The 13,396-nt window shown below is 65.7% G+C and carries 10 protein-coding genes and 1 other RNA gene; 6 read left to right on the forward strand and 5 right to left on the reverse strand.

What is annotated here, in order from left to right; translation table 11 throughout:
* Position 1 precedes the first annotated feature (1 nt).
* A complete protein-coding gene (gene rsgA, locus NYR97_RS03735) occupies positions 2-1,093 on the reverse strand; it encodes a ribosome small subunit-dependent GTPase A (RefSeq protein WP_316696749.1) in 1,092 nt (363 codons plus the stop codon).
* A gap of 152 nt (positions 1,094-1,245) precedes the next feature.
* Here rsgA and NYR97_RS03740 point away from each other — a divergent pair, with 152 nt between their 5' ends.
* From NYR97_RS03740 to NYR97_RS03750, 3 genes are read left to right on the forward strand one after another with little or no spacing between them, the layout of a single operon-like run.
* The gene (locus NYR97_RS03740) at positions 1,246-2,517 is read left to right on the forward strand and encodes a pyridoxal phosphate-dependent aminotransferase (RefSeq protein ID WP_316696750.1); all 1,272 of its coding nucleotides are present in this window, start codon (positions 1,246-1,248) and stop codon (positions 2,515-2,517) included.
* Entirely contained in the window at positions 2,517-3,140 is a 624-nt protein-coding gene (locus NYR97_RS03745) for an SGNH/GDSL hydrolase family protein (protein ID WP_316696751.1), read from the forward strand. The genes NYR97_RS03740 and NYR97_RS03745 overlap by 1 nt, the downstream gene beginning before the upstream one ends.
* Positions 3,141-3,197: 57 nt before the next feature.
* Positions 3,198-3,869: a methyltransferase gene (locus NYR97_RS03750; protein ID WP_205394769.1), complete on the forward strand. Its 672-nt coding sequence runs from the start codon at positions 3,198-3,200 to the stop codon at positions 3,867-3,869.
* Between the two features lie 34 nt (positions 3,870-3,903).
* Here NYR97_RS03750 and NYR97_RS03755 read toward each other — a convergent pair.
* The 3 genes from NYR97_RS03755 to NYR97_RS03765 form a co-directional block, all read right to left on the reverse strand.
* A non-coding RNA gene (locus NYR97_RS03755) (sX9 sRNA) lies at positions 3,904-3,979 on the reverse strand.
* Positions 3,980-5,090: 1,111 nt separating this feature from the next.
* The gene (locus tag NYR97_RS03760; protein WP_345784965.1) at positions 5,091-7,220 is read right to left on the reverse strand and encodes a TonB-dependent siderophore receptor; all 2,130 of its coding nucleotides are present in this window, start codon (positions 7,218-7,220) and stop codon (positions 5,091-5,093) included.
* Between the two features lie 468 nt (positions 7,221-7,688).
* Positions 7,689-8,465, reverse strand: coding sequence for a polysaccharide deacetylase family protein (locus NYR97_RS03765; RefSeq protein ID WP_205393758.1), 777 nt, complete (start codon positions 8,463-8,465; stop codon positions 7,689-7,691).
* Between the two features lie 60 nt (positions 8,466-8,525).
* Here NYR97_RS03765 and grxD point away from each other — a divergent pair, with 60 nt between their 5' ends.
* Positions 8,526-9,452 (forward strand): Grx4 family monothiol glutaredoxin, encoded by a 927-nt coding sequence (gene grxD / locus NYR97_RS03770; RefSeq protein WP_205393757.1) that lies wholly within the window; start codon positions 8,526-8,528, stop codon positions 9,450-9,452.
* Positions 9,453-9,966: 514 nt separating this feature from the next.
* Here grxD and NYR97_RS03775 read toward each other — a convergent pair.
* Positions 9,967-10,527: a DUF924 family protein gene (locus tag NYR97_RS03775; RefSeq protein WP_316696754.1), complete on the reverse strand. Its 561-nt coding sequence runs from the start codon at positions 10,525-10,527 to the stop codon at positions 9,967-9,969.
* A gap of 140 nt (positions 10,528-10,667) precedes the next feature.
* On the opposite strand from NYR97_RS03775, the gene NYR97_RS03780 reads away from it, so the two are divergent.
* On the forward strand, positions 10,668-12,065 hold the full coding sequence (locus NYR97_RS03780) for an amidohydrolase (protein WP_316696755.1): 1,398 nt from the start codon (positions 10,668-10,670) through the stop codon (positions 12,063-12,065).
* Positions 12,062-13,342 (forward strand): amidohydrolase family protein, encoded by a 1,281-nt coding sequence (locus NYR97_RS03785; protein WP_316696756.1) that lies wholly within the window; start codon positions 12,062-12,064, stop codon positions 13,340-13,342. Before NYR97_RS03780 ends, NYR97_RS03785 begins: the two co-directional genes overlap by 4 nt.
* The last annotated feature ends 54 nt before the right edge of the window (positions 13,343-13,396 follow it).

Here is a 13,396-nt window from a genome sequence, read left to right on the forward strand (position 1 = left end):
TTCAGCGGCGCCCGGTGCGATCGACGCTGGCAGGCCGCCGGCCCGAGCCCTTGCCCCGGTTGTTCTGCGCCAGGCGCGTGGCGAGTTTTTCGGCCGCGGCGGCCACTTCCACGCGCAGCTTCATGTAGTTGGCCACCCGCTCCGGATCCAGCGTATCGGCCTCGATCGCCGCACGCACCGCGCAGCCGGGCTCGGCGATATGCGCGCAATCGTTGAAGCGGCATTGCGCCGCCAGGGCCTCCACATCCAAGAAGCCGCCCTCGGCCAAATCTTCCTCGCCGGTGGGCTTGAGCTCGCGCATGCCGGGCGTATCGATCAGGCAGGCACCGGACGGCAACGGAATCAACGCGCGATGGGTGGTGGTATGCCGGCCACGCGAATCGTTCTCGCGCACCGCATTGGTCTTCATCTTCTGTGTGCCGAGCAAGGTGTTGGTCAGCGTCGACTTGCCCGCGCCCGACGAGCCGACCAGCACCGCAGTACGACCATCGCCCAGCCACGGCCGCAGCGCAGCCACGCTCTCGGGATCCTTGGCATTGACCGCACGCAACGCGATGTTCTGCGCCTCCAGCTCCTCCAGTACCGCCAATGCATCCTCGGCATATTCGGTCTGATCGGCCTTGGTCAGCACCACCACCGGCTCGGCACCGCCGCCGCCGACCAGCAGCAGATAGCGCTCGATGCGGCGCGGATTGAAGTCCGCATCCAGCCCGCACACGATGAACACCGTATCGATATTGGCCGCGATCACCTGCTGGTGGTAATGCTCGCCGGCCGCCCCGCGCTTGATCGAGGTGCGCCGCGGCAGCAGCGCCACGATGCGCTTGCCCTCCATCAGCACCCAATCGCCCACCGCCGCCCGCTCATGGCTGGGAAACCGCGGCCGCTGCCACTCCGGCAACGACTCGGCCTTGAGACTGGCCTCCGGCGTATCGGCCACCACATAGCCGGTGCGATGCTGCTCCACCACCCGCGCCGGCATCGCCTGCGGATGCGCGGCAAAGAGCGCCTGCCAGGACGGGTCCTCGGGAGGGCCAGGCCAGGGCCAGCCGATGGATTGGAGAGTGGGGTAATCGGGGGGTGCGTTGCTCATGGGGCGATTCTAGCTGGCTGGCCGCTGCGGCTTGTGCAATCGGCCCTGCGCCCGGGCTGAAGCGCCCCTTGACATCGTTGCCGATGCAAGCATGCCCGCCTGCCCTATTTCCGCTACCATGCCAAGCCTCACGCCTACAACCGGCCTGCCGTATGTCCACAGCCCAGCAAAAGCCGCTCGTCATTCGCGAGCGTCTGTCCGAAGTCCGCTACGAGATCCGGGGCGAGCTGGCGCGGCGAGCGCGGGAGCTGGAGGCGCAGGGCCGCAAGCTGATCAAGCTCAATATCGGTAATCCAGGCGCGTTCGGGTTCCGTGCGCCGGAGCATCTGCAGCGCGCCATCGCCGACGACATGGGCCGCACCGATCCATACACCCATCAGCAGGGCCTGCCTGAAGCGCGCGAGGCGATCGCCACCGCATATGCGCGGCGCCAGCATCCGGATGCGCATCCGGACCGCATCTTCATCGGTAACGGCGTCAGCGAGCTGATCGATCTGTCGCTGCGTGCGCTGCTCAATCCCGGCGACGAAGTCCTGGTGCCCTCGCCTGACTATCCGCTGTGGTCGGCCGCCACCATCCTCAACGATGGCCGCCCGGTGTATTACCGCTGCGCGCCGGAGAACGGCTTCCAGCCGGACCCGGTGGAAATCGAGACGCTGGTGTCCTCGCGCACCCGCGCCATCGTGCTGATCAATCCGAACAATCCCAGCGGTGCCAGTTATTCGCGCGAGTTGCTGGAGCGCATCGTGGCGATTGCCAGCAAGCACAACCTGTTGCTGATGGTCGATGAGATCTACGACCAGGTGCTCTACGACGATGCCGCATTCGTGCCGGTCGCGCCGCTGGCAGGCGCGCATCCGTGCATCACCTTCGGCGGGCTGAGCAAGGTGCACCGCGCCTGCGGCTGGCGCGTGGGTTGGGCGCTGCTGTCGGGCGAGCAATCGCGCATCAACGATCTGCGTAACGCGATGGACCTGCTCGGCGCCCTGCGCCTGTGCGCCAACGTGCCGGGCCAGTACGCCATCGATGCGGCAGTCAACGGGCCGGACACCATCTCGGCGCTGTGCGCGCCGGGTGGGCGTTTGTACGAGACCCGCCGTGCGGTGATCGAGGCCTGCGCAGCCAGCGAGCATTTGTCGCTGGTGGCGCCGGCCGGTGCGCTGTACGCGTTCCCGGCGGTGGTAGGTCCCGCCGCGCGTAATTTCGATGACCACGAATTCGCGCTCGAGCTGATGAACGAGGAAGGCGTGTTGGTGGTGCCGGGTTCCAGCTTCAACGTGCCCTATCGTCACCACTTCCGCGTGACCCTGATGCCCGAGGCGACGGTGATGCGCGATGTGTTCGCGCGTATCGACCGTGCCCTGGCACGGCGCGCCGAAGCAGTCACCAAGGTCGTGCCGCTCAAGTCGCGCAGCGTGGCCTGATGACGGCGCCTGGTACGCCGTTGCGCTATCTGGCGCTCGGCGATTCCTACACCATCGGCGAAGGCGTTGCGGCTGCGCAGCGCTGGCCGGTGCAATTGGTCGAGGGTTTGCGTGCCTACGGATGGAACGTGGCGCCGCCGCAGATCATCGCCACCACCGGCTGGACCACCGACGAGCTGCAGGCCGGTATCGATACGGCCGCACCGCAGGGGCCGTTCGAGCTGGTGAGCCTGCTGATCGGCGTCAACAATCAATACCGCGGGCGCTCGCTGGACGAGTACCGCAGCCAGTTCGATGCGTTGTTGCAGCATGCGATCGCTTTCGCGGGCGGCCTCGCAGCGCGTGTGTTTGTGCTGTCGATTCCCGATTGGGGGCTCACCCCGTTCGCGCACGCGCAGGGCGCCGATGCGGCGCTGATTGCCGCGCAGATCGATGCCTTCAACGGCGTCGCCTCCGATCTCTGCGCCAAACGTGCCGTGCGCTTTGTCGACATCACCGCCACCAGCCGCGATGGCGGTGACGCGGCGGACATGCTGGTGGACGATGGCCTGCATCCCTCTGGCGCGATGTATGCGCGCTGGACCGCATTGGCACTGCCTGCGGCGCGCGATGCTCTAAGCTAGCCGCGCACCACGCCTCACTGCCAAGGAACGACATTGCAGACCACCGCCACCCAACCCATGAGCCGCGCCCAGGCGCTGGCAATCGCGCGCGCGTTTCTGCCGCCGCATCCGCTGGGCAATCGCTACGATTACTACTACACGCAAGCCAAGCTACGCACCGATCCGTTATATCCGGGCGTGCTGGCCGAATTGCGCAGCACCACTGCGCCAGTGCTGGATCTGGGCTGTGGGCTCGGCCTGCTCGCGCATGCGTTGCGTGCCGATGGTCAGGCGTTGGCGTATCACGGGGTGGATGTGGATGCGTCCAAGATCCGCCGCGCGCAACACATCGCGCAGCGCTCGGCACTGGGCAGTACCCAGTTCGCCGTGGTCGATCTGAGCGTGGCATGGCCGCAACACCGCGGCAGCGTGACCATCTTGGACGTACTGCAGTATCTGCAGGAAGACATGCAGGCCAACCTGCTGCGCAGCGTGGCGCAGATGCTCACACCCGGTGCGAAGCTGGTGATCCGCAGTGCCTTGGGCGATGCCAGCAGCCGTGGCCGCACCAGCCGCGTCACCGACGTGCTGGCACATCTGAGCGGCTGGATGCAGCGCATGCCGCGCAGCTATCCCACCCGCGAAAGCCTGCAGGCGCAGTTGGATGCCGCCGGTCTGCGCGCGACGTTTGCGCCGTTGTATGGCAATACGCCGTTCAACAACTGGTTGATCGTCGCCGAACCGCGCTGAGGCGATGCACGAAGTGCTTGGCTCGACTTAGAACGGCTGACAGAACGTAGCGAGCGGTCGTCAGGTGGGTGCGGACGGCGCGGAGGAACCGGTGTGTACGCGTGGTGCACACCGCAGCGAGCAGCGGCCGCGCAGTCGTTTTAACGGCCGCTCTTGACGCTATGTGGATGATCCCACGCTGCGTTGGTCGAGTGCGCGGTGCCCTCGCCGCTCGCGGGACACGCCGCAAGTACATCCATGTAGGCTCGGTGGCGGCATCCATGCCGCCACACGGTCCCGCAATCGGCGAGGACACCGCACCAGAAAGTTGGTCGGTCGTTTGATGAAAGCCAGCCTGTTGATCGCGTTGCGTTTTGCGTTGCGAAGCTGATCGGCCGCAGCGTTATCCGAACAACGCACCTGATGCATTGCTTGCACCATGCACACCAACCATCTCGACGGGTCCTTGCCCGCCCACCGTCGCGGGACCTTATGCGGCATGGATGCCGCATAAGAGCCTACACGGACGTACTTGCGGCGTGTCCCGCGATGGTGGGCGGGCAAGGGCGCTGCAGCCAAGCCGCAGATCAACCGCTCTACAACTGATCTGTCCACGCTGACCAATCATTTCAGGACAACCAGGTTATCGAGTCGCAGCGTCGTTTAGATGCAGGCAAAGGCTTGGTTAGTCGAGTGCGCGGTGCCCTCGCCGCTCGCGGGACACGCTGCAAGTATGTCCCTGTAGGCTCGGTGGCGGCATCCATGCCGCCACACGGTCCCGCAATCGGCAAGGGCACCGCACCAGGAAGTTGGTCGGCTGCTTTCTAAAAAGCTTGTTGGTTGCTCGGCTTGCGTTGGAAAGCTAACCGAACCCACCGTTATCCGAACGACATGCATCGTGTATTGCTTGCACCATGCACACCGACCAACCCGACTGGTCCTTGCCCGCTCACCGTCGCGGGACCTTACGCGGCATGGATGCCGCGTAAGAGCCTACACGGACGTACTTGCGGCGTGTCCCGCGATGGTGGGCGGGCAAGGGCCCTGCAGCAAAGCCGCAGAGCAGCCGCTCTACAACTGATCTATCCACGCTGACCAATCACTTCAGGACAACCGAGTTCTAGAGTCGCCGCGTCGTTCAGATGCAGGCCAAGGCTTGGTTAGTCGAGCGCGCGATGCCCTTACCGCTCGCGGGACCTTTGGCGGCATGGATGCCGCCAGCGGCTCGCGCCTTGAGCAAAATCAGAACTTCCAGGACACGGTCAGCTCCACATCGCGCGGGTCGCCGTAGATCAACTGGCTCTGATAGACGATGTTGGCGTAGTACTTGCGGTCGAACAGATTGCGCACGTTGAGCTGCGCCGACCAGGCTTGATTGATGTCGTAGCGCGCCATCGCGTTGGCCAGCAGCACGCTGCCCTGGGTCAACCGCTGCGTGGTGCCCTGTGGCCCGGACATCAATTCGTGAATGGCCGACTGCCAACTTAGACCACCACCCACGCGCCACGGCCCGGTTTGCCAGCTGGTGAACAGCGTGGCTTCGCGACGCGGACTGGTTGGATTCACATCGACGCCGCTGGCGTCGTTGGCATCGAACTGGGCAAAGCCGAACGCAATGCGCCATTGCTCCGAAAGCTGGCCATCGAGCTGGAATTCCACGCCCTGGCTGACCGTGCCCTTCGCCGCAAGATATGCCTGATCGGTGGTACCGGGCACCAACTGGCCGGGGTCGTTGACCGCGAGGTTGTCCTGCTCGATACGGAACAGCGCCAACGCCGCATTGAGCTGGCCGCCGAGGTATTCGCCCTTTGCGCCGACCTCGTAGCTGTTGCCTTCCAGCGGTTCGATATACCGCCCGCTGCGGTCGCGATTGCTCTGCGGTTTGAAGATGCCGGTGTAGCTGGCGTAGAGCGAATGATGATCGTCCACATCGAAGATCAGGCCCGCGTACGGCGTGGTGCGGCCGCGGCGTTCGTAAGAGTTGGCCGGCACCAGTTGGTCGGTGTTCTTCCAGTCGGTGATGCGTGCGCCGACGATGGCCTTGAGCGCATCGGTCAGGCTGAAACGGCCGGCAGCGTAGGCGGCAACCTGGCGCACATCGCGCTCTTCGCCCTTGCTCAGCGGCGTCCACTCCGGCTGCGCCATGCGGCCGGTCCAGGCGTAGACGCTTTCGGCGCTCAGCGGTTGCAGTGGTGCGTTGGACCAGCTGCGCAGGTTGCGATTCATCCAGGTGGCGCCGGCCACCAGTTCGTGCTCGCGGCCCCACAGCATCAGCGGCACCGTGGCGTAGGCATCCAGACTGTTCTGCGCACTCAGTGTGGGATAGCGTCCACCAAAGTTGCTGGCAAGGCCCAGGCCGGTGTCCCGGTCCGGGTAGTCGAGATAGCCGAACAGCACCGATTTCCAATCGGCCTCGAAACGCTGATGCGAATACTCCACATGCAGCTGCGCACCGTTGTCGAAGCGATGGGTCAGGCCGGCGAAGGCATTGGTGGTGTCGGCCACGCCGCGCGCCCAGCGCGGAGTGAACGAATCCGAGCGCGCAAAATCCGTGCGGCTGCCATCGCTGAAGTATGCCGACACGCCGCCCCAGGTGGTGCCGCGACCGTCGTTGCGCTGCTTGTTGACGCCGATGTAACCACTTGTGGCATCGCTGAAATCGGCATCGACAATGCCGTAGAACAGCGACGATTGCTTGCTGTAGTAATCGCGGAACGACTGCTTGTCTTCGTAACTGGTCACCACCCGTCCGCGCACGTTGCCTGCCGTGTTCAATGGCGATTGCAGGTCCACGGTGCCGCGATAGCGGTCCCAGCGCCCTGCCGACAGATCCACGCGGCCGGTGAACACGTCGCTGTCGGCATGCTTGCGCACCAGATCGATCGACGCGGCCGGGCTGCCCGCACCGGAGGTCAGTCCGTTGGCACCGCGGATGATTTCCACACGGTCGTAAATCGCCATGTTCTGCTGCACATCGCCGCTGTAGTCGGTGGGGATGCCGTCGATGCGGTAGTAGTCCACTTCGAAGCCGCGCGCGTTGATATAGGTACGCTCGGTATCCCAGGTCGGCGAGTTGAAGCCGGCCACGGTGTCGGTAACGTCCTGCAGCGATTGCAGATTGCGGTCGACGATCTGCTGGCGGGTCACCACCACCACCGATTGCGGCGTTTCGCGCAGCGAGAGCTGCAGCTTGGTCGAACTGCGCGCGACATCGGCGGTGTAGGCGTCGGTGCCCTCGGTGGCAGCGCCGCGATGCGCATGGATCTGCATGCGGTCCAGGTCGACCGGATCGCGCGTGCCCGACTGCGCCATCGCAGACAACGGCCATGCGCAGGCCAGCGCCAGCAAGGAATACGACAGGCGAGCGTTCAACAAACAGACATCCGCACGCACAACAGCGCGCGCAGGAGCAAAGCGGTAAGACATGGTGTCAGCCTCATGAGCGAAACATTGCCGTCCGGGACAGCCGCTGAGGCTGGCGTCATGCACGCCATCGAAAGGCACGCACCGTTTGCTGGCTGGGCGCGCATGTTCGATCCAGGTGAAAGGGCTGTCAATAGATCAGGGCACAAGGTCTGCCGCTGACGGCTGCGATTGGCGTCCGTTTGTTGCAGCGGGTGATCGCAAGCCGACAAACCCGGCGGCGACGCCGCGACAGGCACATGAGACTGCGCGCGCGTCATATCGGGCGCTGTGTCAGCTGCATCCCGGTACAGCTGACAGAGCGCAGCGAGCGGCCTCAGGCGGGCATGCACGTCGAAATCAGCACGACGTGCCGGCATCGAAGGACTAAGCACCGGGCGCGCCTCGCGGTGAGCACAGCCGCCCTGCCGGGAACCTTCAGTCCGGACGCCGCCCCACCAAGCCACGCTCCCGCATCGCCTCCAGCACGCCCCGCAGGATGGTCAGGTTGTGGCCGTGCGCGGCGCCTTCGTGCAGCAGCACGATCGCGCCGGGGCGCAGGTCGCGCACGATGCGGGCGACGGTGGCGTCCGGCTCGCAATGCACGCCATCGAAGCCGCGTGCGCTCCAGGCCACACGGGTCAGGCCGTGCGCACGCAGCGGCGAGGCGACGAACGGGTTGGTCATGCCCACCACCGAGCGGTACAGCCGTGGCGCCTGCCCGGTGATGGTGGCCAGCACGCGCTGCGCCTGGCCGATTTCCTGCGCCATGCGGCGCGGCCCCAGCGCCCAGAACCAGGCCTGCGGATGGGTGTGGCTGTGGTTGCCGATGCCATGCCCGCGACGCACGATCTCGCGCACCAGGTCCGGCCGCTGCTCGGCGCGTGCGCCGACCACGAAGAACGTGGCCTTGGCATCGTAGGCGTCCAGCAATTCCAGCATCGCCGGGGTGTCGTCGGAGGGGCCATCGTCGATGGTCAGCCACACCTGCGGCGCGTGTCCAGGCAGGCGTGCCAGTACCGGCGCATACAGGCGCGCGCGCGGCAGGAATACCGGCACCACGAACAGCGCGTGCGACAGCAACAGCGCCGGCACGCCCCAGATCCAGCCCAGGTGCCACCACAACAGCGCCACCGCGGCCTGCGAGAGGACCAGCAGGCCAACCCAGCGGTAAGGATGTGAGGGAATGCGATACAGCGTTTGCAGCGTGGTCATACCGCATGATGCCACGCGGCGTAGAATGGTCCGCCTCCACGATCTGACCGAAGTGCTGCCATGTCCCTCGATCCCGCCCTGCGTTCCCGTATCGATACGCTGCTGCAGTCCAGCCGCGTGGTGCTCTTCATGAAAGGCCAGCCCGGCATGCCGCAGTGCGGTTTCTCGGCCAAGGCGGTCGGCGTGCTGGACGGCCTGGGCATCGACTATGCCCATGTCAACGTGCTGGCCGACCAGGACATCCGCGAAGGCATCAAGGCCTATGGCGACTGGCCGACCATTCCGCAGTTGTACGTGGATGGCGAGTTGGTCGGCGGCAGCGACATCATCCTGCAGATGGCCGACAGCGGCGAGTTGAGCAGCATGCTCGGCCTGCAGGCGCCAGACCGGACTCCGCCCAAGATCACCGTCACCCCGGCGGCGGTCGAGATGCTCAAGGGCGCTCTGGCCGATGCGCCGGACGCCTCGCTGACGCTGTCCATCGACGCCGACTTCCAGCCGAACTTCCAGCTGGCGCCGACCAACCCGAACGCCATCGCGGCCGAATCCAACGGCCTGCGCGTGCAGTTCGACCTGGCCAGCGCGCGCCGCGCCGACGGCATCACCATCGACTGGGTGGACGACATCCGCGGCCGCGGCCTGGCCATCGACAACCCCAATGCGCCCAAGCCGGTGCAGGAGCTGTCGGTGCGCGATGCCGACGACCGCCTCAAGGCCGGCACGCTGACCCTGGTGGACGTGCGCCCGGCCGACGAGCGTGCGCTGGCTTCGGTTGCCGCCCCGTTCCGCACGCTGGACGCGCACGAGCGTGCCGCCATCGAGCAGTTGCCCAAGGACACCCCGCTGGCGTTCCTGTGCCACCGCGGCGGCCGCAGCCTGCAGGCGGCCGAGCACTTCCGCAGCCTGGGCTTTGGCAACGTCTACAACGTCACCGGCGGCATCGATGCGTGGTCGGACCAGGTGGACAACGGCGTGGCGAAGTACTGAGTACCACGACAATTGCGCAGCAGTTTTGACGTAGCTGTTGATTTGCCTGTGCGTATCGTTGCTGTCTCGGTTTAGAGCTGTGGTGTTCCATCGAGGGTCGAGGGCACGGTGCCCTCGCCAGAAAGATTGCTGGTCGCTTTGTTGAAAGCCATGCACACCGACCATCTCGACTGGTCCTTGCCCGCCCACCGTCGCGGGACCTTACGCGGCATGGATGCCGCGTAAGAGCCTACACGGACGTACTTGCGGCGTGTCCCGCGATGGTGGGCGGGCAAGAGCCCTGCAGCCAAGCCACAGATCAGCCGCTCTGCCTTGCGGCGTGTCCCGCGATGGTGGGCGGGCAAGGACCCTGCAGCCAAGCCTCAGAGTGAGCCACTTTTAGCCGTTCGGAAGAGAGCGCAGGGACGTACTTGCGACGTTTCCCGCAATGGTGGGCGGGCAAGGGCCCCGCAGTGAAGTAACAGCCCTAGGGACGCTGTAACTTAAACAGCGCCGAGAAACCCGCCGCCGCGCCTCAACCGGCAAATCCACCGTCATCGAGAAACTGCTGTTCTTCCGCAGTGCTCTCCCGCCCCAGCACCGCATTGCGATGCGGGAAGCGCCCGAAGCGCTGGATGATCTGCTGGTGTTGCACTGCCCAATGCGTGGTTTCGGCATCGTCCAACGCAGTGATCAGCTGCACCGCGCGCGCCTGCTCCTGCAGATCTTCCGCATGCCCGAACGGCAAATAGAAGAATAGCCGCAACTGCGCGGAGACCTGTCGATCGAAACCGCTGGCGAGCGCCTGCTTGGCATGCTGCAGCGCCAGTCCGTCGGTGGCGTAGGAATGCGCGCTACCGCGGAAGGCGTTACGCGGGAACTGGTCGAGCAGGATCAGCAAGGCCAATGCATCTTCGGCACCTTCCATCCAGTGCGCATACTCGCCGCGAGCGGCCGCAAAGTGCTGCTCGCTGAAATGCTGGCGGAAGTTGGCATCGAAGGCATCGTTGTGCGTGAACCAGCGGGCCGAGCCGGCCAGCTCCCAGAAAGCCAACACCACATCGGCCTGTTTGTTGCGCTCTGATTTGGCAATCATCGACGTTTCCCCTGACGAATACGGCACAGCATGCACGCGCGCATGTGATGAGCCCGCCGCCACCGAGAGCGCAGCACTTGGCAAGCGTCTCGCCGGCCGCTAGGTTTGCTGCTGACGTTTTCGTTGCACCGGGGAAATCTATGCGTTCCATCCTGTTCGCCGCGCTCGGCGCGGCTGTGCTGTGCGGGCCTGCGTCTGCGGCATCGCGCTTCGTGCAAGACCCGTATCCCAGCACCTATCACGCGCTCGCCTCCGGGCCGGTGCTGATCCAGCACGCCACCGTCCTCACCGGCACCGGGCAGCGCCTGGACGATGCCGACGTGCTGCTGCGCGACGGCAAGGTGGCCGCGGTCGGGCGCGGGCTGGAGGCGCCGGCCGATGCGCGTCGCATCGACGGCACCGGCAAGTGGGTCACGCCCGGCATCATCGACGTGCACTCGCATCTGGGCGTGTATCCCAGCCCCGGCGTCAGCGCGCACAGCGATGGCAACGAGATGACCGCACCGGTCACGCCCAATGTCTGGGCCGAGCATTCGATCTGGCCGCAGGACCCGGGCTTCGGCACCGCGCTGGCCGGTGGCATCACCTCGCTGCAGATCCTGCCGGGCTCGGCCAACCTGATCGGCGGCCGTGGCGTCACGCTCAAGAATGTGGCCTCCACCACCTACCAGGGCATGAAGTTTCCCGGCGCGCCGTGGGGCCTGAAGATGGCCTGCGGTGAAAACCCCAAGCGCGTCTACGGCGAAAAGGGCGGCCCGGCGACTCGCATGGGCAATGTGGCCGGCTACCGCGCCGCGTTCATCGATGCGGCCGAGTACCTGCAGAAGAACGCGCCGAAAAAGACCACCAAGAAGCGCCACTGGTGGAGCAGCGGCGGCGACAACGACAGCAGCGGCGATGCCGGCGGCAAGCGCGATCTCAAGCTCGACACGCTGGCCGGCGCCATCAACGGCGACATCCGTGTGCATATCCACTGCTACCGCGCCGATGAGATGGCGACCATGCTCGATCTGTCCAAGGAGTTCGGCTTCCACATCGCCGCCTTCCACCACGGCGTGGAGGCCTACAAACTGGCCGACCGCCTGGCGCAGGAAGACGTCTGCGGCGCGCTCTGGGCCGATTGGTGGGGCTTCAAGATGGAAGCCTTCGACGGCATCCAGGAAAACATCGCGATGGTCGACCGCCCGGCCAACAGCTGCGCCATCGTGCATTCGGATTCGGAAGAAGGCATCCAGCGCTTGAATCAGGAAGCGGCCAAGGTGATCGCCAATGCGCGCCGCAGCGGCACGGAGATTGCGCCCGAGCGCGCGATCCGCTGGCTTACCAGCAATGCCGCCAAGGCCTTAGGCATCGAGAAGCAGACCGGCGCATTGGAGCCGGGCAAGATGGGCGATGTGGTGGTGTGGAACGGCAATCCTTTCAGCTCCTACGCGCTGGCCGAACAGGTCTATATCGACGGCGCGCAGGTCTACGACCGGCATAACCGCGCACTGCAGCCGGTGTCGGACTTCATGCTCGGCCAGGAGGTGGCACGATGAGCCGCGCAACCGCTGTACGCCCACGTTTGCGCGCGATCTCTGCAGTGATCATGGCCGCGCTTGCGTTGCCCGCATTCGGCCAGCAGGTGTTGATCCGCGGCGCCACCGTCCATACCGCCACCGCACAAGGCACGCTGCGCAATACCGATGTGCTGGTGCAGGGCGGGGTGATCCGCGCCATTGGCAATCACCTGGCCGTACCCACCGATGGACGCGTGGTCGAGGCCAAGGGCCGCCCGCTGACCCCGGCCTTGTTCGGCGGCATCACCGAGATCGGCATCGAAGAAGTGTCCGGCGAAGACAGCACCGTGGACAGCGGCGTCAAGCTGAGCGATCAGCCGATGCGCCCGGAATTCGACGTCACCCTGGCCTACAACCCCGACTCGGTGCTGGTGCCGGTGGCGCGCGTGGAAGGCATCGGTTTCACTGCGTTGGGCGCGACCACCAGCGGCGCGTTTATCGCCGGACAAGGCGGCATCGTGCGGCTGGATGGCAGCCCCGACCCGATCGGCCCGCACGCCCTGTTTCTCCGCATCGGTGCAGCCGCATCCGATCTCACCGGTAGCTCGCGTGCGGCGCAGTGGATGTTGCTCGACCAGTTGGTTGCCGAAGCGCGTGGACGCGTGCCAGCCGACTCGCCGCATGCGCTGCTGACCCCGGTCGGCCGCAACGTGCTGGCCAAGTATCTGGGCGGGCAAGGTCGCATCGTGGTGCAGGTGGAACGTGCCGCCGATATCCGTCAATTGCTGCGCTGGGCGCAGCGCGAAAAGGTCCGCATCGCCATCGCCGGCGGCACCGAAGCCTGGAAGCTCGCACCGCAATTGGCGCAGGCCAAGGTGCCGGTGCTGGTGGATGCGCTGGCAGATCTGCCATCCACCTTCGACCAGATCGGCGCGACCCTGGAAAACGCCGCACGTCTGCGCGCGGCGGGTGTGGAAGTCAGCTTCACCCAGAGCGGCGATGCCTCGCACAACGCACGCAAGCTGCGCCAGTTGGCCGGCAATGCGGTGGCCAATGGATTGCCGTGGGAATCCGGCCTGGCCGGGCTGACCCGCGTGCCGGCGGAGATCTTCGGTGTGGCCGATCGCATCGGCAGCATCGCGGTCGGCAAGCAGGCCGATCTGGTGCTGTGGGACGGCGATCCGCTGGATGTCGCCCACTACGCCGAACAGGTGTGGCTGGGCGGCCGCGACATGCCGATGCGCTCGCGCCAGACCGACCTGCGCGACCGTTACATGCAAGAGGCAGGACCGTTGCCGCGTGCGTATCTGAAGTGAGCGTGCCTGTAACGGACGTGCTTGCCACGCGCATGTTCGTAGTGAGCGTGTTTG

Source organism: Xanthomonas hydrangeae, assembly GCF_032697525.1.
Lineage (GTDB): Bacteria > Pseudomonadota > Gammaproteobacteria > Xanthomonadales > Xanthomonadaceae > Xanthomonas > Xanthomonas hydrangeae.